Below are 23,588 nucleotides of genomic sequence, written 5' to 3' on the forward strand. Positions count from 1 at the left end.
GAAATACACTATATTTTTATGTTTCAAGATGCTCATGCAGCGATACCTTTAGGATTTATTTTAGCTTTTTTGATAGGGCCTGTTTTTTTTGTGCTACTCGAAACAGCAGCACTGAAGGGTTTTAGAGCCGCATTAGCAGTCGATTTAGGCGTGATCTTAGCAGATATTACTTTTATATTGATTGCTTATTTTGGTACCAATCAGATTTTAGAGAAGATTAAAGATGATCCGGCTTTATTTATTTTTGGAGGTATGTTATTAGCTACATATGGTATTATTTCTTTTATAAATGAAAAGAAAAACTATAATAAGTTAAGAGACACTTCTGTAGAAATTATCAATAAACACAACTATATTAGATTATTTATCAAAGGGTTTTTGCTAAATTTTATTAATATTGGTGTACTAGCTTTTTGGATAGGAATCGTTGTGGTTGCAGGACCACAAATGGATATGGACACCAATAGAATCATTATATTTTTTATAATGGTTTTAAGTACTTATCTTTTTATTGATGTTCTGAAAATTTTACTGGCTAAGTCGTTAAAACAAAAATTAACACCTAAGCGAATTTTCTTAATAAAAAAAATAATTAGTATTATTATGATTGTTTCTGGTGTATTTTTAATTTTAAAAGGTGTGCTTCCGGATCGTATGGAAAGACAAATAAAGGATCGCATTGAAAAAATTACGCCTGATACAGGATTCAAATAAAAAACCTCGTAAGAAAACTTACAAGGCTTTTTGAGGTGTCGAGCGGATTCGAACCGCTGTAGATGGTGTTGCAGACCACTGCCTAGCCGCTCGGCCACGACACCCTTTTCATCTTAGGTTGGCAAATTTATAAAAAAATATCAAACTAGCAGGTTTATTTATCTTTTTTTACTTCTGGTAATCGTTACCATTTCTACATTTCCACCAATAGGCGGATTTATTTTAGAAACGTGAACTATTGCTTTACGTATCATAGGTAATTCTCTTAATATACGTGTTAAAATTCGTTCTGCCGCATGCTCTAATAATTTAGAACGGATAGCCATCTCTTCTTTTACAATAAGATTAAGATGTACATAATCTACGGTATCTGCAAGATGATCTGTTTTTGCTGATGTTGTAAGATCAGCTTTTATTTTTAGATCAACTCTGTAATCAGAGCCAATTTTTTTTTCCTCTATAAGACATCCGTGATAAGCATATACCTTGATGTTTTTAAGTTTAATAGAACCCACTATATTTTTTTACAAAGGTATGAGAATCTTTGATAGGAAGTAGGGGAGATGAACCCTTTTTTACAAAGCTCACTAATTGAATTTAATTCTATGATGTTCTATCTTGGATATAGTGGTCAGATAATCAAAATATAACAGGAATTAAAATTAAGATGTAAAAATAAAAAATCTTTTTCCTGACATTTATTATGAAGTATTGGTAACTCTAATATACCGATGTTTATATTAGGTGTGTCATAGGGCATGATAATCACATAGATTTTATATAAATATTATGCACCATTAGAAATATTAGGTAGTTTTGTCTTTTTAAAGAAGTTTTGTTTGTAAACAAAAAAAATTGCATACAGATAGTTACAGAGTAGATCTGATGTGTACTATTATAAACAGCTATCAATAGTAAAGAAATGGCAGAAGAAAAGAAACCGCTCAATTTTTTGGAGCATATTGTAGAAGAGGATCTTAATAATGGGATGAAATCTGATAATTTACGTTTTAGATTTCCGCCAGAGCCTAATGGATATTTACATATAGGACATACGAAAGCGATAGGCATAAGTTTTGGGCTTGGTTTACGTTATAATGCACCAGTAAACTTACGTTTTGATGACACCAATCCTGCCAAGGAAGAACAAGAATATGTAGATGCTATCAAAGAAGATATAAGCTGGCTGGGATATCAATGGGATAAAGAATGTTATTCCTCTGATTATTTTCAACAATTATATGATTGGATGGAGCAATTAATTAAACAAGGTAAAGCGTATGTAGATAGTCAGTCTTCTGATGAGATTGCATCACAAAAAGGAACCACTACAGAACCAGGAATTAACAGTCCTTACAGGGATAGATCGGTTGAAGAAAATCTTAATTTGTTTGAGAGAATGAAGGCTGGTGAGTTTGATGAAGGTGTACATGTAGTACGTGCAAAAATTGATATGGCTGATCCTAATATGTTAATGAGAGATCCATTGACGTATAGAATCCTTAAAAAAGAACATCATAGGACTGGAGATGAATGGTGTATCTATCCTATGTATGATTGGACTCATGGAGAAAGTGATTATATAGAAAGAATTTCGCATTCCTTATGTTCCCTGGAGTTTAAACCACATCGAAAATTATATGATTGGTTTTTAGATCAAATTCACATAGAAGAAACTATAAGACCAAAACAGCGAGAGTTTGCACGTCTTAATCTTAGTTATACTATTATGAGTAAACGTAAGTTGCTTAGATTGGTAGAAGAAAAGATCGTGAAGGGTTGGGATGATCCCAGAATGCCTACAATTTCAGGATTACGAAGAAGAGGATATACTCCGGCTTCCATTAAAAAATTTATTGATACCGTAGGAGTTGCTAAAAGGGAAAATGTAATTGATGTCTCTCTTTTAGAGTTTTGTGTTCGAGAAGACCTTAATAAAGTTGCATCAAGAGTCATGGCTGTGTTAAACCCTGTAAAATTAGTGATAATTAACTATCCAGATGGGCAAGAAGAGTGGTTAGAAGCAGAAAATAATCCAGAAGATGCATTAGCGGGTTCTAGAAAAGTTCCTTTTTCTAAAGAATTATATATAGAACGAGAAGATTTTAAGGAAGAAGCTGGAAAAAAATTCTTTAGACTAACCTTAGGTAAAGAAGTACGTTTAAAGAATGGCTATATTATTAAGGGGGAAAGTGTAATAAAAGATACAACAGGTAAGATTACAGAAATTTATTGTACATATGATCCAAAAAGCAAATCGGGTAGTGGTACAGAAGAATCAAAGCGTAATGTAAAGGGAACTTTGCATTGGGTATCAATACCGCATGCTATTCCTGCAGAAGTAAGAATGTATGACCGTCTATTTAATGATGAGGCTCCGGATAGCCATAAGGAAAAAGATTTTATGGAATTCATTAATAAGAATTCATTGCAGGTAATTAAAGGATTTGTAGAGCCAAGTCTTAAAGAAGCAAAAGTATTGGATCAATTTCAATTTCAGAGGTTAGGTTATTTTAATGTAGATCCAGATAGTACCGCAGAAGCTTTGGTATTTAATAAAACAGTAGGGTTGCGTGATACCTGGGCAAAGGTAAAACCAAAACCGATAACACAATCAAACAATTCCTCAGGAACTCAAAACAAGCAAAAAGGAATACCTGCAATTGAAGAAATAAAAAGAGCAGGTAAAAAGTATACTAATCTACCAGAAGAGAAGCGAGAAGTGCTTAAAACAAAGATTATAAATGCGGCATCAGAGGTATCTATAGAAGAGTTAGTACCTTTATATGGAACAGCAGCAAAGAAGGTAGGAACTCGTATTGTTGTAACCATAGCTCTGGGAGTACTTTTAGATAAAAAAGGATTACAACCAGATGAATTAGCAACAGCGTTTATTATAAAAGGAGGTAATGATAGTAATGAATTATTAATGTCAGAAGCTTCTAAATTAATTACGAAGTATAAGTTAAACTAGTGAATCCAAAAAAGATTAATAGATTTATCAGATTTTTAAAATCTGATAAATCTATTATGTTTGAAGCTGGGGTTGTATCTAAAAAACTGTGTAAACAGAAATTATGGATACTGTCGGATACTACATAAAACCGCAAGTTATATTAGTTTTCTGATATATGTTCATCCTGTGGGATATCTATTTCTGTTTTAAAATCAGAGAATATATCTTTTGTTTCCGGATCATTTAAGAGTTTATCTGATTCAATAAAATGCCATTGGTCTTCCTTTTTATTATAAAAACCAAAAAGTGAACTTTTTAAGGTTACTTTTCTTCCGTTAAAATCCATTTTTATGGTGTTTGTAACAAGACAGCGATATTCTTTACCTTCTTTTCTGATATCTGCAAGTTTATCAACCTTAGAACTTATAATTTTTATTTTTTGTGCAGACATAGTTCTGTATACTTCTTCTATACCTTCTCTTAATTGTTTTTCATTATATTTTTTAGCAATTTTAGGATGGGTATATTTTACAATGGTATTTACATCTTTTTCCATAGATGCTTCAGAAAGTGCTTTAGCATCTTTTAATGCAGATTTTTTCAATCCATTTATATTTTGTGAAAAAGCACTTCCGGATACTAAAAATAAAAGGAGTATATATTTTTTCATCATTAGATATTTATTTTTAATAATCAATTATTCTTATGGTTCCAAATAAATCATCAATTTTAATTATAAAAAATGACTCAATATAAAACGTTTTAAGAAAGAAAAAAAGTTGAATAATATAATTTGATATAAAAACAATAAAATTTAAGTAAAACGCATTGCAAGCTGTTTAATTAAATTCTGAATGTTCAGTATATTATTTTTTTTAATTTTTACATGCAAAAACCGATCCTTTTTTTAGAGATCGGTTTTTGTGGCATAAAAAATTTTTAATGATCAGAATTTTTATTTTTTATAGCCTTTTTGGCATTTTGTTTTTTCATTTCTTCTCCAATCTGATTGGAAGCAGTAAAAGAAGCAATCATATTATTCAACATGTCGCTACCGGCTTGAGGGGAGTTAGGAAGTAGTATTAAATTACTATTTACATGTTCTCCGATTGATTGTAAAGTATCATAATGTTGAGTTACAACGATGAGGGCAGAGGCTTCCTGAGAATTAATACCTACATTATTTAATACATCAACACTTTCTTCTAGTCCTCTTGCAATTTCTCTTCGTTGATCAGCGATACCTTGTCCTTGTAATCGTTTACTTTCTGCTTCAGCGCGTGCCTTAGCCACGATCTTAATTCTTCCAGCTTCTGCTTCATATTCTGCTGCAACTTTTTCACGTTCTGCTGCATTAATTCTATTCATTGCTTCTTTTACCTGCATATCAGGGTCGATATCGGTTACTAGAGTTTTAATAATATCATACCCATAATTAACCATAGCTTCATTTAATTCACTTTTTACAGCAATAGCCACATCATCTTTTCGCTCAAAAACATCATCTAATTTCATTTTTGGAACTTCGGCCCGTACTACATCAAATACATAAGATGTAATCTGATCATGAGGATTTTCAAGCTTATAAAATGCATCATATACCTTTTCTCTAATGACTTGAAATTGTACTGAGATTTTAAGACGTACAAATACATCATCTTTAGTTTTAGTTTCGACCAAGACATCAAGTTGCTGAATTTTTAAATTAATACGTCCGGCAATGCGATCAATAATAGGAATCTTAAAATGTAATCCCGAATTTCTAAAACTAAGAAATTTACCAAAACGTTCAACTACTGCTGAGGTTTGTTGTTTTACTGTGAATATTCCCGAAATGAGAATAAAAATCGATAGTATAACTAATACCGGAATAGATAGATAGCTCATATTTTTATATTTAGAATATTAATAATTTATTGGTAATCAATTTACTAATTAATAATGGATGATATGATGTCATGTAAATATTATGTAAGCGTGCACGCAGAGCCTTTTTATATAAGTATATAATGCAGAGATTATGTTACAATATATAGTAAGATGTTTTTATTATTGTATTGAAATAGGTGAGGAGATATATAAAATTCATTTCTAAAATATTAAAAGTTGATACTCGGTATAATAAGAAATTTTAATCTATAGAATTACTTAAGTATTTACCTTGAGTGAAGGGTATAGAATAACGCAACAAGACTTTATTATCCTGATTTTTGCAGGGAAGTAGTCTTGTTTCATATATTATAAACCCCATTGATAGAGGTAATTAATTCTACAATTTTTCTATTGTATTTTCAATGCGTTTAATAGTTTCTTCTTTGCCTATTAGTGCAATAATTTCAAATAAATCTGGACCTTGCAGAGATCCAACTAAAGCAATACGAAGTGGCATCATAATTTTACCAAATCCTATTTCCTGAGCTGTGATCCAACCTTTAATTATGTTTGAAACATTTTCAGCAGAAAGATCGGTAATATCATTTATAATTCTTGTGAGCTCATGCATTAATGCAGGTGTATCTTCTTTCCAGGCTTTTTTGGTAGCTTTCTCATCATATTCAGAAGGAGCGATAAATAAGAAAGAGCTAAGATTCCATAAATCTTTAAAAAAGACGGCACGTTCTTTTACAAGATTTACTACGGTGGTCAGATCAAGAGAAGAAGTAATATTTTTATCTGCAAGTAATTGTTTTAATTGTTCCACGTGGAGTACAACATCAGCTAGCTGAAAATGTTGTTGCTGAAACCAGGTGGTTTTTTTAGGGTCAAATTTAGCACCGGCTTTATGTACTCGTGTAAGATCGAAGTCTGTTATAAGTTCTTTTAAAGAAAATAACTCTTGTTCTGTTCCAGGATTCCATCCTAGAAAGGCTAACATATTAACTACAGCCTCTGATAAATATTCATCTTCCCGGTATCCCGAAACAATTTCTTTAGTTTTAGGATCAGTCCATTGTAAAGGAAAGACAGGAAAACCACCTGTTATTCCATCACTTTTACTTAATTTACCTTTTCCATTAGGTTTTAAAATTAAAGGAAGGTGTGCAAAAGTGGGAGGAGTCCAGTCAAATGCTTTATATAAAAGGACATGCAATGCTAAAGATGGGAGCCATTCTTCACCTCTGATGACATGAGTGATTTTCATGAGATGATCATCCACAATATTAGCAAGATGATAGGTAGGCATTCCATCACTTTTAAATAATATTTTATCATCCAGCACATTAGTATCAATCTTCATTGAACCACGAACTTCATCAGTTAAAAGTAAATTTTCATCAGTAGGACATTTAAACCTGATTACGTATTCATCTCCAGCATTAATTTTTTTCTGAACATCTTCTGGTGATAGTGATAAGGAATTAGATAGTTTTTCTCTATTATGCCAATTATATATAAATGTTTTTCCCTTAGTTTCATGATCTTTTCTATGTGCGGTGAGTGCTTCAGAACTATCAAATGCATAATAAGCGTGACCACTTGCAATTAATTGATCAGCATATTGTTTATATAAGTGCTTTCTTTCACTTTGTTTATAGGGACCAAATCCACCATCTTTTTCTGGACCTTCATCATATGGAATATTACACCAGTCTAATGCATCTATAATGTATTTTTCTGCTCCCGGTACGAATCTATTTTGATCAGTGTCTTCTATACGTAAAACAAAAGTACCTTGATGTTTTTTTGCAAATAGATAATTGTATAAAGCAGTTCTTACTCCGCCAATATGTAATGGTCCCGTAGGACTGGGCGCAAATCGTACCCTGATATTTTTAGTCATGATGCTGTGTATTTATGAGCCCGTATCAATTAAATGGTGTGGTGATAGGATATTAAAACACTGCCAAAGATACGACCTAAAATAAATGAAGTAAAAAGTTTTATTAAAAATTTAAGTGAAGTCAGCAAGTGATTATGTTTTCATTTGATCAGGTATATGTTTATTCATAAGTTTAAACCAAATAGGAGGGAAGAATGATAAAACCATTGAGGTAGGGTAGCCATAAGGCAGTTGAGGACTTAAGTCATGATGATCTAGGATTTGATATTTTTTAGAAGCACGATAATGATGATCACTGTGTCTGGTAAGTTCAAAAAGCAAGATTCTACCTAATAAGTGATTAGAGTTCCAGGAATGAATTTCGCGAACACGTTCATACCTTCCGGATGTTGTTTTTTTTCTAACTAATCCGTAATGTTCTATATAATTGATAGTTTCTAATAACAGGAAACCTACAATTCCACATAATACAGCGAAGACTAATCCTGTTACATTAAAACATAAAAATATTATTGCTAAGTAAAAAATAGTAATGATTTGATACCAAAGCATATCATTTTTGATAGATAAAAACGATAATTTATGTTGTGTAAGTATAGATTTTTGAATTTTCCAGGCACTGTAATATTGTCCGATAACAGAAGTAAACCAAAAGAAATATAGAGGTTGATTAAAAGCTGCGGTTGCGGGATCATCCTTTGTAGCAGCTTTTTGGTGATGACCAAAATTGTGTTCCACATAAAAATGCATATATAAAGAAGGTAACAGAAGTACTTTTGCTATAAAACGTTCTTTAGTAAATCGATGTCCTAATTCGTGAGCAACATTAATACCATTTGCACCTAAGACAATTCCTGTAGAAATTATAATTCCTATAATTTCATATAGATGTAATGTAGTTGTGGTAATAGTAAAAAGAGCAAAAAACAGAATAGAATATATAATCGGAAGATTGATATACAGGAGCCAGTTAAATACTTTTCTTTTTGATTTTGAAAGACGTGTAGTATCATCTAGGTTTTCTGTTGAGGCTGGTGTAAAAAATTCAATAAATGGAATAATACCAAAAACATATACCGGAGTTAAAAAAGAATAATATCCTCGTAAAAATATACTTATAGAAGCAATGATAGGTATCGAGTATGCAGCAATATATTTTAAATCCTTCATAGTGAGTGCTATTCTTAATAGAATTGATTATAATAAATATAACAATTCTATTAAGAATATTGTTGTAGTTTTATAGATTAGTCAATTATAGAGGATTATATATGGATAGTTTTGAGCTTATAAAGAGCAAACTGGAAGAATTTATTAAGAGATATTATGTCAATGAATTAATAAAAGGAGTTATTCTTTTTTTTACAATTGGTGTATTATATTTTTTGGTGACGGTATTGATTGAATATGTGATGTGGTTAAGTATTGGAGCAAGAACTATTTTGTTTTGGCTTTTTATAATTGTAGAATTTAGTTTGTTTATTAAATTTATAGTAATCCCTGTTGCCGGTTTATTGAGGTTAACTAAAGGGATTGATTACAAAGAAGCATCATTAATTATTGGAAAGCATTTTGCGGATGTTAATGATAAATTATTAAACTTATTACAATTAAGAGAGAATGAAGAATCTTCCTCTTTATTAATAGCAAGTATAGAGCAAAAGTCAGAAGAATTAAAGCCAGTTCCTTTTAAACTCGCTATTGATTTTAAAGAGAATCAAAAGTATTTGAAGTATGCTATCATACCGATCTTAATTTTTATAGTAGTAAGTTTTTTTGGAAACAAAAACTGGTTTTCTGAAGGTTATGGACGCGTAGTAAATTATGAAGTCGCTTATGAACCGCCTGCTCCATTTCAGTTTTTTATTATTAACGATGAACTAACCGCTTTGGAGAACAAAGATTTTGTTATAGAAGTAAAGACCACAGGAGATGTTGTTCCGGAAAATGTTACGGTAAGTTATAACGATGAGATTTATTTTTTAAAAAATACAGGTGTCGGATCTTTTCAATATACATTCACTAAGCCAAAAGAAAGTATTAATTTTATTTTATCTTCTAATGATGTAAATTCTAAAGAATACGAATTAGAGGTTGTACCCGTACCTACATTATTAGATTTTGAAATGTTTTTGGATTACCCTTCATATACAGGAAAAAAAGATGAAGTGTTGAAAAGTTCTGGAAATGGAATAATTCCTGAAGGCACTAAAGTTTCGTGGAATGTACACGCGCGAAATACGGACGAAGTGCATATGAAAACCATGGATTCTCTGTATGTGTTTGAAAATAAAGAAGGGAATTTTCAGTATAAAAAAGGGTTGTATAATGATTGGGATTATGAGATCACAACATCAAATACAAATGTAAAGGATTATGATAATTTGTCTTTTAGTATTAATGTGGTAAAAGATCAGTATCCTGAACTTAATATTACTTCAAAAATGGATTCTATAGATAATAGCTCCTTGTATTTTTATGGACGAGTAAGTGATGATTACGGATTGCGTAAGTTACGTATGGTTTATTATGATGTAGATAATAATGAGGATAAAATTTATAAAAATATACAAGTAAATCCTTCTGTGTTTAGTGAATTTGTTTCGGTTTTTCCTGGTGATTTGTCGTTAACAAAAGGTGTGGATTATGAATTTTATTTTGAAGTTTTTGATAATGATGTCATTCATAATTATAAAAGTACCAGAAGTCAGGTTTTTAATTTTAGACAATTAACAAAAGGTGAAGAAGAAGATAAAAGGCTTAAAGAGCAAAACGAATCTATTTCAGGATTAAATAAATCTTTAAAAAAGTTTAAAGAGCAGCAGGAAGATTTACAAGCATTAAGTAAAATCCAAAAAGAAAAGAAAAGGTTGAACTTTAATGATAAAAAGAAGTTACAGGAATATTTGAAAAGGCAAAAGGAAGAAGAGAAGGTGATGAAGAATTTTGCTAAAAAGTTGAAAGAGAATTTAAATGATTTAGAGAAAAAAGAGGAACCCTTTAAAGATGCTTTGAAGGAAATGATGGAACGAAATGAAGAGAAACTGAAAAAGAATGAAAAACTTTTAGAAGAAATTAATGAAATGATGGAGAAGATGCAGAAGGAAGAATTAACAGAGAAGTTAGAAGAATTAAGTAAAGAAAATAAAAATGTAAAAAAGAATTTAGAGCAATTGTTAGAGTTAACGAAACGTTTGTATGTGATAGAAAAGCATGAAAAATTATCTGATAAGTTACTAGATTTAGCAGAACAACAAGAAAAATTATCTGATAAAAATGAGAAGGATAATACAAAAGAAGCTCAGGAAAAGTTGAATGAGGAATTTGAGAAATTTCAAAAGGAAATGGATGGGTTGAGAAAGGAGAATGAGAGCTTAAAAAAGCCAATGAATTTGGATCAAAAAGAGGAGGATGAAAAGGATATAGAAAAGGAACAACAGAAAGCGACTGATAATTTAGAGAAGAAAGAACAATCTGAAGCTAAAAAGAATCAGAAAAGTGCGGCTCAGAAAATGAAAGAGATGAGTAAAGGAATGCAGATGGAAATGGGCATGAGTGGTGAAGCACAGCAACAAGAAGACATGGACATGTTGAGACAAATTTTGGATAATTTGGTCGACTTTTCTTTAGAACAAGAAGATTTAATGAAGCAATTTAAAGGAATTGATGTAGATAATCCTGCTTATTCAGGTAAGTTAAAAAGACAAAGTGTATTAAGGGAAAACTTTATTCATATCGATGATAGTCTATATGCTTTAGCACTGAGAACACCAAAAATCTCTGATAAAGTAACGACTAAGTTAACAGATATAGAGTTTAATTTAGATAAATCTCTGGAGCGGTTAGCAGAAAATCAAGTTGTTTTTGGATCCACTAATCAACAATATGTAGTCACGGGATCTAATGATTTGGCATATTTTTTAAGTAAAGTATTAGAGCAAATGCAAAATAGCATGCCATCTAGTGGAAAAGGAAAGGGTGATTCGAAGGGTTTTCAATTACCGGATATTATCAAAAAACAAGAGGAGCTTAATGAAAAAATGAAGGAAGGCTCAGAAAAGGGAAAAGGTGAAAAGGAAGAACAAGGTAAACAATCTGGTAACAATCCAGGAGATAATGAAGGCGGCAAACAGGGTGGCAAATCAGGAAAGGAAGGAAAAGAAGGAAAAGAAGGGGAGGGTAATCAAGGAAAAGGTCAGGGTAAAAATGGAAAAAACGGCAAAGGCGAAGTAGAAGGAAAGGATGGAAATAATGGGGAGTCAGAATTGCAAAAAGAAAACATGAATGGAGAGTTGTTTGAAATTTATAAGCAACAGCAACAACTACGAAATGCGTTAGAGGAAAAGTTAAGTAAAGAAGGAAAAGGCAGAAAGTCGGGAAGTAATATTCTAAGGAGAATGGAGCAGGTAGAACAGGAATTGTTAGACAAAGGTTTTAATCAAAATACACTTAGCAAGATGTTAGAATTAAAACATGAGTTGTTAAAGATGGAAGATGCGACATTTGAACAAGGAGAGGAAGAGAGAAGAGAAAGTAAAACGAATAAAAATTCTTTTGATAATGAAACAATTGATCCGCTTGGGAAGGCTAAACAATATTTTAATACTACTGAGATATTAAATAGACAAGTATTACCTTTGCGCCAAAATTATAAACGTAGAGTTCAGGATTATTTTAAAAAATCAAATGATTAATTTTTATTACGAAATTGACGAATTAGAATTAGATGAGAAGGTTGTTTCTAATTGGATTAAAGATATAATCAAGTCTGAAAGTAAGAAAGAAGGCGAGCTTAATTTTATCTTTTGTAATGACGCGTATTTATTAAAAATTAATCAGGATTTTTTGAATCATGACACGTATACAGATATCATTACATTTGATAATTCGATTGGAAATGAGTTGCATAGTGATGTTTTTATTTCTTATGAAAGGGTGATAGATAACGCAGTGACTTTTGATGTTGTAGAAGAAGAAGAATTAAGAAGAGTGATGGCTCATGGTGTTTTGCATTTATGTGGATATAAAGATAAGTCCGATAAAGAGAAAGAAGTAATGAGAAAAAAAGAAGATGAAAAACTATTAATGTTTCACGTAGAACATTAATAGTTTTGTAGTTATCATGTTCCACGTGGAACATTTGGTTGTGTAAGGATAACATCGTTCCACGTGGAACAATTTATATAGAAGTATGTTTGATAAAGAGTATGATGTAATTGTAGTTGGAGCTGGTCATGCAGGAAGCGAAGCAGCGGCTGCCGCCGCTAATTTGGGTTGTAGTACACTATTGATTACAATGAATTTGCAGAATATTGCTCAGATGAGTTGTAATCCTGCTATGGGAGGTATAGCAAAGGGGCAGATAGTACGCGAGATAGATGCATTAGGAGGGTATAGTGGTATTGTTAGTGATCGGACTGCTATACAATTTAAGATGCTTAATAAATCAAAGGGTCCTGCGATGTGGAGCCCTAGAGTACAGAGTGATCGTATGCGTTTTGCAGAAGAATGGAGGATGATGATGGAGCAAACACCAAATTTAGATTTTTATCAAGAAATGGTAAGTGGTCTTATTGTGGAAAATGGACAAGTAAAAGGAGTTCGAACATCACTTGGAATAGAAGTAAGAGCAAAAAGTGTGGTACTTACTAATGGAACTTTTTTGAATGGGTTAATCCATATTGGAGACAAACAATTTGGTGGAGGTAGAGCAGGAGAAAGAGCGGCGACAGGAATTACTGAGCAATTAATTAATTTTGGTTTTGAGGCAGGAAGAATGAAGACAGGAACACCGCCTAGAGTTGATGGAAGATCGTTAGATTATACTAAAATGATTGAACAGCCAGGCGATGAACATCCAGAAAAATTCAGTTATTCTGATGTAACAAAACCATTGACTACACAGAGAGCTTGTCACATGACATATACATCTACGTTAGTTCATGATTTACTGCGAGAAGGTTTTGATCGTTCTCCTATGTTTAATGGTAGAATAAAAAGTATTGGACCTAGATATTGTCCCTCTATCGAGGATAAGATTAATCGTTTTGCAGATAAGGATAGACATCAATTATTTGTTGAACCAGAAGGTTGGAATACGGTAGAGGTTTATGTGAATGGATTTTCTACATCTTTACCAGAAGATGTTCAGTTTAAGGCATTGCGTTCTGTTGTTGGTTTTGAAAATGTCAAATTTTTTAGACCTGGATATGCTATAGAATATGATTATTTTCCACCTACACAATTAACACATACATTAGAAACAAAATTAGTTTCAGGTTTGTTTTTTGCCGGTCAAATAAATGGAACTACAGGATATGAAGAGGCAGCGTCTCAAGGATTGATGGCAGGAATTAATGCTGCGTTAAAAGTAAAAGAAAAAGAAGCCTTCATATTAAATAGGAGTGAGGCTTATATAGGAGTTTTAATCGACGATTTAATAACAAAAGGAACAGAAGAGCCTTATAGGATGTTTACCTCCAGAGCAGAATATAGAACTTTGTTAAGACAAGATAATGCAGATTTCAGACTAACACCAAAGGCACACGAGATTGGTTTAGCTACGGATCAAAGAATGAGGAAAATGGAACAGAAAGAAAAAAAGTCTGCTGCTTTTGTTCAGTTTTTTAAAGATACCAGCGTTTCTCCAGAAGAAGCAAACCCTGTGTTAGAAGACAAGAATTCTTCTTTAGTGAATCAAAGTGGAAAGTTATTTAAATTGTTTTCTCGCCCGCAGATTACCTTAAATGATATTAAGCATTTTGATAAAGTAGCAAAATATATTAAGGAGCATGATTTAGATAAGGAGGTGTTAGAACAAGCAGAAATTCAGATAAAATATTCGGGTTATATAGAAAAGGAAAAAAATAATGCAGATAAATTAACTCGATTAGAAAATATTAAAATACCCAAAAATTTTGATTATACTAAATTAAAATCTTTATCACACGAAGCTTGTGAGAAAATGACAAAGATCCAACCTGTAACAATTTCTCAAGCATCCAGAATAAGTGGTGTGTCACCAAGTGATATTTCTGTTCTTTTAGTGTATATGGGTAGATAATGGAAAAAGTTTTGATTAAAGAACGATTAACTATTAGACTTAAAATAATGGCGGTTCTTGTAATCGCTTTTTATTTGGTGATTTCATATTTGATGATCGATTTTTCTATGGTATTAGCTGTGATATCTTTGCTAATAGGTGTCTTTTTTACAAGTTTTTCTAAAGATCATTTAATAACAAAGAAATTTGAAAATGAAACATTATTTAGTTGCTTTGGACTTGTATTGTGGAGAAAACCATTAGTTCTTGAATTTCCGGATTACATTTCTGTTTTTCATGCTTCGTTCGTAAGTGTTGATGAGATTGAAGGAACCGAGGATAAATATAAAAAGTGGGTGCTTAGGTTTTTTAAGGAAAACAGGCATGTGACAATGCTAGAAGATTATCAATATGATTATATCGTTAGTAAGGCAAATGAGTTGAGTTTACTTTTGGATATTCCTGTTCACGATACATCAAAAATTTAGTTCCACGTGGAACATATATAGAAAGTTTATTTATTATAATTAATAGAATACAACCTGATAGACTTGTCAGGTTTTAAAAAGCTGACAAGTCCGATTTTATTTAACAATTTAGTAATTTGTGGAAGTTTCACTATCAATTAAGTTTTAAAAGAATAATATAGGCTGAATAGATAAAGGATTAAAATAAAAATACAGTAAAGGAACAGGAAGGTTTCAATAGCTGTTTATAAGAGTAATGAACAAAAAAGATTTGGATTTTTTTATTGAGTGTAAAGATTACACGGTTTCGGGAGAATATTTTAAGTTGCTGCTGGATGGTGAATATGATATGTTGGTAACGAATCCAAAACCGGATGATAAAGTATTAGGTACTTATTATGAAAGTGAAGATTATATTTCACATACAGATTCAAAAAGAAGTTTTTTTGAAAAAATTTATCATATTGTAAAATCATACGCTCTCAGAAAAAAAGTAAAGCTTATTTACGAAATTAACGGAGAAAAAGGTGATCTCTTAGATATTGGAGCAGGAACCGGTGATTTTTTGATAGAAGCAAAAAAATCAAACTGGAATATAGAAGGAGTGGAACCAAGTCAACAAGCCAGACAATTAGCAAATATCAAAGGAATTGAGCTAGTATCTGATACTACGCAATACACTTCCTCTTCATTTGATATTATTACCATGTGGCACGTATTAGAACATGTGCCGGATCTGCGTAATCAGATTAAGGAATTGAAACGATTATTAAAGCCAAATGGATATGTGCTTATAGCAGTTCCTAATTTTAAGTCATATGATGCTACTTATTATAAATCGTTTTGGGCAGCTTATGATGTGCCCAGACATCTTTGGCATTTTTCTAAAAAATCTATTCAAAAACTTTTTGAAGTAGAAAGTATTTTATTAGAAAATGTGCTTCCTATGAAATTTGATTCATATTATGTTTCGCTCCTATCAGAAAAATATAAAACAGGTAAAATGAATTTTAGTAAGGCTTTATTTTTAGGATACAAATCAAATCGTAAAGGGAAAGTTTCAAAGGAATATTCCTCACATATTTACATTTTGAAGAATAAAAATAAATAAGTATTCTTCTTTTTATGCTTTATCCGTTTTAATCAGTCAATTAATTTGATAGCAATAAGTGTTTTCGGATATGATGAAAAAAGTCATAAATCATCAAGATTATTGTTTTAGACAATACTTTTCATTATTATTTGTGTTTTTAAGTGATTTAGACGCTTTTTATTAGGGCAAACTGTATATAATTATTGTTTTTTTCTTAAAGTTGATTAAAACCTTTTATTTGCGGCTATCATCCATTGTTTTTTCTGATTGAAAACAATTATACTATTGTTTTTTCTTATTTATTAGTAATTTGATAAACTAATTAGTTATACATCAAATGAACTTTGATATTTTTGCGCAAACTAAATTTTTTGAATAATGAAAAAGTATATTTTAATTGCAATAGCATCAATAGGAATGATCTCTTGTAATCAACAAGTAGAAAAAACTGGATATGTTAATAATACAAAAGTGGTGTCTGAGTTTAAGGAGATGAAAGTTGCTCAAGAGAAGTGGACAAAAAAGAATAATGAAGTTAGATCAGAATTAGAGCAAAAGGCACAACAATTTCAGATGGAGGTACAAGGGTATCAAAGTATTATGAAATCGATGACGGCTGCTAATAGAGAGAAAAAAGAGCAAGAGTTAATGGCTAAGCAACAAGGTTTACAAAGAGAGCAGCAAACAAGAATGCAAGAAATACAACAAGGTAGCCAGACTGAGATCGATTCTGTTATAAGTAAAGTGAAAAGACTTGTAAAAGAATACGGAAAAAAGAATGGATACACATACATCTACGGAGAGACCGAGGCTGGAAATTTATTTTATGCTGATGAGAAATTGGATTTGACAGATGTAATAATCGCTGAATTAAATGGAGAAGAGGTGAAGAAGGAAAATGAAAATAAGGAAGATACCAAAAAAGAAACTCCAGTAACTGAAGAACCAGTGAAAGAAGAACCAGTGAAAGAAGAAGCTCCGAAAGAATAGTTATTTAAAACATAATTTTACTTGTTAATACAAGCAAAACCCTCATAAATTTTACTTTATGAGGGTTTATTTTTATGATAGCAGTATTTATTTTATAGAAAAAGATAAGTAATCTATAGTGTCCTGATTATTTTAAGTCAAATTCTACTTTTATATATGGTATAAAAATTAGATTTTACTAAGATAGTATGTCGAAGATCTATCATAATAGTACAGTACCTTTTTCCCAAGAAATCATAATTGAAATTCTTATATAAAAATACGAGAGTTTAATAATTATAATTTACAAGAATTAAATAGTAAATCAGGAGGAATATGTGCAAAAATAAACACACTTAATCGGAAAAAAATGCATTTTTTAGCTATATTTTCATTTAGAAAAAACTGAAAATAATGGTCGTTTTTTGGATTTTTATTAATTTCGACCTGTTTTTTGTCAACAAATCAGGCGGAATTAACCCTTGTTGTAAGTGCTCTAATTCTACATTTTTTTTAATTTAAGATGTTGAATAACAATTTTTTATGTATATTAATGGCGAACTGTAAATGCTATGATTAGAAACATTATTCTAAGACCATTTATATCGTAAGAATATTATTACAAAAAAAAGATAAAAATAAGCCAGATATAAACATATTATTTATAATTTTATAACTTTACAAAATTTATATTAACAATATTATTAACATGCGCCCCAAATCGCTGAAATAATATGTTCAATGTTCACCTTAAGAATAAGTGTGATATTATGATAAGAAGACTTAACCTAACGCGATTGATATGGATACCGTTTTTATTAATGGTATCAATGTTATGTGCTCAAAATAGAAATATTGGAGCACCAGATTTAGATAATAGTTCTAATAATCAAATTTGCGCTACACCAGAAACGTTAAGTACAGAATTCGTAATCATAGCTACGCTTTCTCCAGGAGATGCATTCCCATCTGGTAATCAGTTTATTTTGCAAATATCAGATCCTGACGGAAGTTTTCCAGATAATCCTGAAACATTGGCAATAGCTGATGGGCCCAACAATGGTACTGGATCTGAACAAGAGATAATTTTTGAAAATTTTCTTATCCCAGAAAATGCAAATAGTGATTTTTACAAATTACGTGTAATTTCTTCTACCGTCGATAATATAATAAGTGACTTATCTGAGGACTTTGCGATTCATTATTTTGAAGATAACTTGCGACGTATTTCTTTGAACAATAATGATGATCTTATTCTATGTGAAGGAGGAAGCTTTAGTGAGACAATTTCAATAACATTAGAGGATTTTGATGGAAATGTTGTGGATCCAGATGAGTATGCATGGGAATGGTTTAAAGACGGCACTTTGGTTTTAGGAGAAAGTGGTTCAAGTCTTACTATTAGTTCTGTAGGAAGGTACTATGCCAGATTACCTTTTGGTCTATGTAATTCTTCCTTTGAATTTGAAGAATCTAACCGCGTTGATGTGATCATTTTTTCTACTGATGATGTAACTATTAGTACTGATGCTGCGGATTTTTCATTTTGTCCTAATGAGGATAAAACACTAATTGGGAGTATTACTGATTTTTCATATCAATATCAATGGTATAAAGACGGAGCTTTATTAGAAGGTTTTACTACTTCTACAATTACATTACCAGATAATGATTTTGGAGGTGATTATGAATTAGAAGTATTTTTTGGTGGATGTTCTCTAAAATCGACACCTCCTACTACCGTTACTAATGAGGGTTCTAGTATTCTTATACCCTTACCAGAAAGATTAATAAAACTACCTACTCAGGATAATTTATTGTTAGAAGTCACTACAGATGCTCCCATAGGAAGTCCTGTAGTATGGCGCGTAGGTGGTAGTATCCAAAGTTCTGGAGCGTTAACAGAGGCAACATCTTCTTTTGTAGCTAATTTTTTTGAAACATATAGGGTTGAAATTAGTGCAAACGATCCTTGTGACTCTGAATTGTTCTCAGAAACTGAGGTGTTAGCACCTACTGGTTTTGATTTGGTAATTGGTACACAAGATGATGTATCGTGCGATCAGGATATCATAACCTTAGAATTATTAGAAATGACAGGTTCAACTTTTGAAGGGTTTAATGTACCTCTTACAGAAGATCAACTTCCTTTTTTTGATTTTGAATGGTATAATAACGGTGTTGCTACAGGAGAAACTTCTTTAACACTGGATATAAACCGCACAGACGTAGATGGTATTTATACCCTTCAAGCGACATTGCGTGATAATACAGAATTCGTAGATTTGCCTTCTAATCCAATACCTATTGTCTTTTTGGAAACAGATATTGTATTAGATATGAATCCGGAAGTTTTACCAGTAAATGGATCTGTTACGCTAACGGCTCCTTTTAATGCTGATTATTCCTATATCTGGTTTGAGGTAATAGATGGAGAAAATATAATTATTGAAGGAGAAACGGGAAATACTCTTGTAGTAAGTGAGGAAGGAGATTATTTTGCTGAAATAACATCATCTTTGTGTTCTACACCTACATTAATTACAGAGGTAAGATTAGAAGCAGCGGTTTCAGGACTCATACCAAATGTGATTACTCCAGGTGGAAATAGTGCTAATAATGACTGGGTATTGCCAGCTATATATAATGAATCTGATGTAGAAGTTACTATTTATAGTGCAAATGGTAAACTGGATTTTGAAAAATCAGGAGGATATAGTAATGATTGGCCAGAAAATTCTGCCTCTAATGCACAAGAAATGCTTTACTACTATATTATTAGAAAAAATAATGCCTTTGTTAGAAAAGGAACAATTACAGTAATAAGATAAGTCAATGATAAAAAAATTACTTATAATCACTTTAAGTCTCGTATTTGTAAATTATATAACGGGTCAGGAAGAAGATGCTGCTTCAACGAGTGGTGTTTTACCATCTGAGATTCCGTTACATAATTCTATCAAATACAATCGATTTTTATTCAATCCGACTTTTTCTTTAGTGAGAGAAAACAAGAATTCTATCAATATATATAATAGAAACCCAAGAGCTAGTTTTAATGATAATTCTCAAACGTATTTCTTAAATTATTCTGCAAGAATTGAAGAGAAAATGGGTGTAGGAATAGGTTTGTTTCAGCAAAATGTTGGAATATTTAGATTTTTTGGTGCCAGTTTAAATTATGCATATAATCTGGAATTGGATAGAGATATGAACTTTACATTTGGAGTGAATCTAAACTATTCTCAGAGTTCGTTAAAAAGTAATTTAGATTTGGCGGTAGTTAACGATGATATCATAGACAATTATGAAAATAACTCTGTTTTTTTACTACAACCTGGTGTTAATTTTAACTATGATAAATTTGATGTAGGTGTATCTGTGGCAAATTTGGTCGCCTATAATATTACAGGAAGCGAGTTAATTACTGATAATTTCGTGTATTCCGGTCACGCAATGTACACTACAGAATTAGATCTGAGGAGAATGGATAATGAGCTTAGAGGAATGGTGTATGCTACAAAACCTGGAGAAGAAGAATTGAGATATGGTGGAAATGTTTTATTCGAAATCTTAAAATATGGTTGGGGGCAAGCTGGTTATAATAGCTTTTATGGAGCCTCTATCGGTATAGGAGCAAATATTACTAATATGATCTCTGTAGGATATACTATAGAGCCAGGAATCGGAGGAACTGCGAATGCTGCAGAATTTGGTGCTACTCATGAATTTGGGCTAGCATTTAATTTTGAGAAAGAAAAACGTACAGCAAAGCGTAGAACGACCTCATCCACAGAAGCATATTTAGAAAGAGATAGTGAGATTAGAAGGTTGAAAAAAGAAATTTTAGATCAAAATAAGGTAATAAGAGAATTAAAAAAGAGCAATAGTGATTCCTTAAGTCAGGCACAAAGAACCATGAATAGACTTGAAAAATCTATCAGGGATGCTAAAGCTGAAGAAGCTGAAAAAGCAAGACTACTAGAAATTCAGAGAGCAGAGGAGGTAGCATTGCTAAATAAACAAGAAGAGGAACGTCTTAATGCACAGAATAGATTAACGCAAGAAAATTCAGAGCAAAAAACTGCAGCAGAAGAAGAGGAAGAAAGATTAAGAGCAAATAGTAGGTTATCTACAGAAATAGCAGAGCAAAAAGCTGCCGAAGAGGAAGAGGAGAGATTGCGAACCAATAGCAGATTGGCTTTGGAAATGGCTGAACAGAAAAGAGCAGAAGAAGAGGCCGCAGGAAGGCAAATAGAAGAAGAAAAAATTGCACAGGAAGAAGCTGCTAGAGAGGCAGAAGCGATTAGACAAGAAGAAGCAGAAGAGGCAAGAATAGCTCAGGAAGCAGAGGATAAAGTAGCAGAAGAAAAAAGAAAGCAAGAAGAAGCGTTGGCTATTGAAGCAGCAGAAATTGAAGCTGCAAGGATAAAAGTAGCAGAAGCAGCAGCTATAGAAGCTGCCAGAGTACAAGCAGTAGAAGAAGATCGTCTGGCATCAGAAAAAGCGCTGGAGGAAGAAGCTGCAATACAGAAAGCCGCAGAGGAAGAAGAAGCACGTTTAGCATCTGAGAGAAGACTTGAATTAGAAATGGCTACTCAGAAAGCTGCAGAAGAAGAAGCTGCTCGTTTAGCTTCTAGCAGAACATTAGAAAGAGAAGTATCAGAGCAAAAAGATCCGGAAGCAGAGGCAGCTAGAGTAGCTCAGGAAGCTGAGGATGCACGTATTGCAGAAGAAGCAAGAGTAGCTCAGGAAGCTGAGGATGCACGTATTGCAGAAGAAGCAAGAGTAGCTCAGGAAGCTGAGGCAGCTAGAGTAGCAGAAGAGGCAAGAGTAGCTCAGGAAGCTGAGGATGCACGTATTGCAGAAGAAGCAAGAGTAGCTCAGGAAGCTGAGGCAGCTAGAGTAGCAGAAGAGGCAAGAGTAGCTCAGGAGGCTGAGGATGCACGTATTGCAGAAGAAGCAAGAGTAGCTCAGGAGGCTGAGGCAGCTAGAGTAGCAGAAGAGACAAGAATAGCTCAGGAAGCTGAGGCAGCGCGTATTGCAGAAGAAGAAAGATTAGCAGCAGAGGCACGTTTAGTAGAGGAAGCAAGAATTATTAAAGAGGCGGAAGATGCTCGTATTGCAGAAGAAGAAAGATTAGCAGCAGAGGCACGTTTAGTAGAGGAAGCAAGAATTATTAAAGAGGCGGAAGATGCTCGTATTGCAGAAGAAGAAAGATTAGCAGCAGAGGCACGTTTAGTAGAGGAAGCAAGAATTATTAAAGAGGCGGAAGATGCTCGTATTGCAGAAGAAGAAAGATTAGCAGCAGAGGCGCGTTTAGTAGAGGAAGCAAGAATTATTAAAGAGGCGGAAGATGCTCGTATCGCTGAAGAGGCAAGATTGGCAGAGGAAGCACGTCTAGCAGAGGAAGCACGTATTGCTGAAGAGGCAAGATTGGCAGAGGAAGCACGTCTAGCAGAGGAAGCACGTATTGCTGAAGAGGCAAGATTGGCAGAGGAAGCACGTCTAGCAGAGGAAGCACGTGTTGCTGAAGAGGCAAGATTGGTAGAAGAGGCACGTCTAGCAGAGGAAGCAAGACTAGCAGAAGAAGCACGTATTGCTGAAGAGGCGAGATTGGCAGAAGAGGCAAGACTAGCAGCGGAGTCCGCTGTACCTGAACAAAATCAAGGTGATATTGATAAAATACAGGAAGAATTAGAGAACAGTAGTAGAATTACTGATAAGCTAATCGCATCAAGAGATTCTCTATTGACTACCAGTATTAATCTGGATAAAAGAGAGTTTAATGAATTATTAGAATCTTTAGTGGATATGAATACTGCTGCAGATGAAGTAAAAGAAGACACTGATCCATTAAGTTCTAAGAAATTGACTGCTAAAAACCGATTTATTAAATTCGCAGAAGCAACGAGACCGGAAGCTAAGTTTGCTACTAAATATATACCTGGATATCCAGAAGGTTATTACTTGATAGGAAATGTGTTTAAAGGAGGAACTTATGCTGATAGCTTTACTAAAACACTTGGCGATCTAGGGTTTAATGATTCTCAAGTTATTGTGAACCCGGATAATCAATTTCAATATGTAGCGATAGAAAGCTATACGGATAAGGATGAAGCTGCGAGAAATTATTTAAATAATCTTGATAATCGATATTTTGGAGATATGTGGATCTTACATATAGCTAAGAATAAAGTAGAGTCATATAAAAAATTATTACAGGAAACGCGTTTGATAAAAGAAACCGTAAGAGACGATACAGTACTTACAGAAAACCTTTCTTATATTGGTGGTCATAATATTGAAAATGGATATTACTTAGTAACTAATATTTTTAAAAGAGAAAATTATTTTGAACGTGGTATGGAAAGATTAAGATCTCAGGGATTAGAACCAAAATCTTTTAGAAACCCAAAAGATAATTATATATATGTTTATTTAGATCGACTAGACAGTCTTGATGAGGCAAAACAACGTCTATTCTCTAACGTAAACAATTCATATGACGGAGATCTTTACATATTAAAAATTCAATAATCAGAAGATATGAACACGATAGATGA

15 protein-coding genes and 1 tRNA gene are annotated in these 23,588 nt (G+C 32.5%); 10 read left to right on the top strand and 6 right to left on the bottom strand.

Annotated features, from left to right (window positions below):
* Positions 1 to 18: 18 nt before the first annotated feature.
* Positions 19 to 714 carry a LysE family translocator gene (locus ABD816_RS03105; protein WP_344924653.1) on the top strand — a complete coding sequence of 232 codons (696 nt, stop codon included), beginning with the start codon at positions 19 to 21 and terminating at the stop codon, positions 712 to 714.
* Between the two features lie 33 nt (positions 715 to 747).
* On the opposite strand, the gene ABD816_RS03110 is transcribed toward ABD816_RS03105, so the two are convergent.
* Both ABD816_RS03110 and folB read right to left on the bottom strand, forming a co-directional pair.
* Positions 748 to 818 (bottom strand) — tRNA-Cys (locus ABD816_RS03110).
* Positions 819 to 872: 54 nt separating this feature from the next.
* Positions 873 to 1,229 (bottom strand): dihydroneopterin aldolase, encoded by a 357-nt coding sequence (gene folB, locus ABD816_RS03115; RefSeq protein WP_344924655.1) that lies wholly within the window; start codon positions 1,227 to 1,229, stop codon positions 873 to 875.
* A gap of 407 nt (positions 1,230 to 1,636) precedes the next feature.
* On the opposite strand from folB, the gene ABD816_RS03120 reads away from it, so the two are divergent.
* Positions 1,637 to 3,688 (top strand): glutamine--tRNA ligase/YqeY domain fusion protein, encoded by a 2,052-nt coding sequence (locus ABD816_RS03120; RefSeq protein ID WP_344924657.1) that lies wholly within the window; start codon positions 1,637 to 1,639, stop codon positions 3,686 to 3,688.
* A 142-nt stretch (positions 3,689 to 3,830) separates the two neighbouring features.
* On the opposite strand, the gene ABD816_RS03125 is transcribed toward ABD816_RS03120, so the two are convergent.
* The 4 genes from ABD816_RS03125 to ABD816_RS03140 all read right to left on the bottom strand — a co-directional run bounded on the left by ABD816_RS03125 (position 3,831) and on the right by ABD816_RS03140 (position 8,621).
* On the bottom strand, positions 3,831 to 4,340 hold the full coding sequence (locus ABD816_RS03125) for a hypothetical protein (RefSeq protein WP_344924660.1): 510 nt from the start codon (positions 4,338 to 4,340) through the stop codon (positions 3,831 to 3,833).
* Positions 4,341 to 4,609: 269 nt separating this feature from the next.
* Positions 4,610 to 5,557 carry an SPFH domain-containing protein gene (locus tag ABD816_RS03130; protein ID WP_344924661.1) on the bottom strand — a complete coding sequence of 316 codons (948 nt, stop codon included), beginning with the start codon at positions 5,555 to 5,557 and terminating at the stop codon, positions 4,610 to 4,612.
* Positions 5,558 to 5,939: 382 nt separating this feature from the next.
* Complete coding sequence (gene gltX, locus ABD816_RS03135) at positions 5,940 to 7,451, bottom strand: glutamate--tRNA ligase (RefSeq protein ID WP_344924662.1); 1,512 nt, start codon at positions 7,449 to 7,451, stop codon at positions 5,940 to 5,942.
* 132 nt (positions 7,452 to 7,583) lie between these two features.
* Positions 7,584 to 8,621: an alkane 1-monooxygenase gene (locus ABD816_RS03140; protein ID WP_344924665.1), complete on the bottom strand. Its 1,038-nt coding sequence runs from the start codon at positions 8,619 to 8,621 to the stop codon at positions 7,584 to 7,586.
* Between the two features lie 101 nt (positions 8,622 to 8,722).
* On the opposite strand from ABD816_RS03140, the gene ABD816_RS03145 reads away from it, so the two are divergent.
* The 8 genes from ABD816_RS03145 to ABD816_RS03180 all read left to right on the top strand — a co-directional run bounded on the left by ABD816_RS03145 (position 8,723) and on the right by ABD816_RS03180 (position 23,562).
* The gene (locus ABD816_RS03145; RefSeq protein WP_344924668.1) at positions 8,723 to 12,145 is read left to right on the top strand and encodes a DUF4175 family protein; all 3,423 of its coding nucleotides are present in this window, start codon (positions 8,723 to 8,725) and stop codon (positions 12,143 to 12,145) included.
* A complete protein-coding gene (ybeY, locus tag ABD816_RS03150) occupies positions 12,138 to 12,557 on the top strand; it encodes an rRNA maturation RNase YbeY (protein WP_344924670.1) in 420 nt (139 codons plus the stop codon). Before ABD816_RS03145 ends, ybeY begins: the two co-directional genes overlap by 8 nt.
* An 85-nt stretch (positions 12,558 to 12,642) precedes the next feature.
* Complete coding sequence (gene mnmG / locus ABD816_RS03155; RefSeq protein ID WP_344924672.1) at positions 12,643 to 14,514, top strand: tRNA uridine-5-carboxymethylaminomethyl(34) synthesis enzyme MnmG; 1,872 nt, start codon at positions 12,643 to 12,645, stop codon at positions 14,512 to 14,514.
* Entirely contained in the window at positions 14,514 to 14,981 is a 468-nt protein-coding gene (locus ABD816_RS03160) for a hypothetical protein (RefSeq protein ID WP_344924674.1), read from the top strand. The genes mnmG and ABD816_RS03160 overlap by 1 nt, the downstream gene beginning before the upstream one ends.
* 235 nt (positions 14,982 to 15,216) lie before the next feature.
* Positions 15,217 to 16,071 (top strand): class I SAM-dependent methyltransferase, encoded by an 855-nt coding sequence (locus ABD816_RS03165; protein ID WP_344924676.1) that lies wholly within the window; start codon positions 15,217 to 15,219, stop codon positions 16,069 to 16,071.
* A gap of 360 nt (positions 16,072 to 16,431) precedes the next feature.
* Entirely contained in the window at positions 16,432 to 17,043 is a 612-nt protein-coding gene (locus tag ABD816_RS03170) for an OmpH/Skp family outer membrane protein (RefSeq protein WP_344924679.1), read from the top strand.
* Between the two features lie 749 nt (positions 17,044 to 17,792).
* A complete protein-coding gene (locus ABD816_RS03175) occupies positions 17,793 to 19,853 on the top strand; it encodes a T9SS type B sorting domain-containing protein (protein WP_344924681.1) in 2,061 nt (686 codons plus the stop codon).
* Between the two features lie 4 nt (positions 19,854 to 19,857).
* On the top strand, positions 19,858 to 23,562 hold the full coding sequence (locus ABD816_RS03180; protein ID WP_344924683.1) for a PorP/SprF family type IX secretion system membrane protein: 3,705 nt from the start codon (positions 19,858 to 19,860) through the stop codon (positions 23,560 to 23,562).
* Positions 23,563 to 23,588 lie beyond the last annotated feature (26 nt).

It is taken from the genome of Aquimarina addita (genome assembly GCF_039539305.1).
Taxonomy (GTDB): domain Bacteria; phylum Bacteroidota; class Bacteroidia; order Flavobacteriales; family Flavobacteriaceae; genus Aquimarina; species Aquimarina addita.

Bases quoted from the DNA above. Each gene is read 5' to 3' on its own strand.
- mnmG (WP_344924672.1), top strand. From the start codon at position 12,643: ATGTTTGATAAAGAGTATGATGTAATTGTAGTTGGAGCTGGTCATGCA.
- ABD816_RS03130 (WP_344924661.1), bottom strand. From the start codon at position 5,557: ATGAGCTATCTATCTATTCCGGTATTAGTTATACTATCGATTTTTATT.
- ABD816_RS03140 (WP_344924665.1), bottom strand. From the start codon at position 8,621: ATGAAGGATTTAAAATATATTGCTGCATACTCGATACCTATCATTGCT.
- ABD816_RS03175 (WP_344924681.1), top strand. From the start codon at position 17,793: ATGATAAGAAGACTTAACCTAACGCGATTGATATGGATACCGTTTTTA.
- ABD816_RS03105 (WP_344924653.1), top strand. From the start codon at position 19: ATGTTTCAAGATGCTCATGCAGCGATACCTTTAGGATTTATTTTAGCT.
- ABD816_RS03145 (WP_344924668.1), top strand. From the start codon at position 8,723: ATGGATAGTTTTGAGCTTATAAAGAGCAAACTGGAAGAATTTATTAAG.
- ABD816_RS03160 (WP_344924674.1), top strand. From the start codon at position 14,514: ATGGAAAAAGTTTTGATTAAAGAACGATTAACTATTAGACTTAAAATA.
- gltX (WP_344924662.1), bottom strand. From the start codon at position 7,451: ATGACTAAAAATATCAGGGTACGATTTGCGCCCAGTCCTACGGGACCA.
- ybeY (WP_344924670.1), top strand. From the start codon at position 12,138: ATGATTAATTTTTATTACGAAATTGACGAATTAGAATTAGATGAGAAG.
- ABD816_RS03120 (WP_344924657.1), top strand. From the start codon at position 1,637: ATGGCAGAAGAAAAGAAACCGCTCAATTTTTTGGAGCATATTGTAGAA.
- ABD816_RS03165 (WP_344924676.1), top strand. From the start codon at position 15,217: ATGAACAAAAAAGATTTGGATTTTTTTATTGAGTGTAAAGATTACACG.
- ABD816_RS03125 (WP_344924660.1), bottom strand. From the start codon at position 4,340: ATGAAAAAATATATACTCCTTTTATTTTTAGTATCCGGAAGTGCTTTT.
- ABD816_RS03180 (WP_344924683.1), top strand. From the start codon at position 19,858: ATGATAAAAAAATTACTTATAATCACTTTAAGTCTCGTATTTGTAAAT.
- ABD816_RS03170 (WP_344924679.1), top strand. From the start codon at position 16,432: ATGAAAAAGTATATTTTAATTGCAATAGCATCAATAGGAATGATCTCT.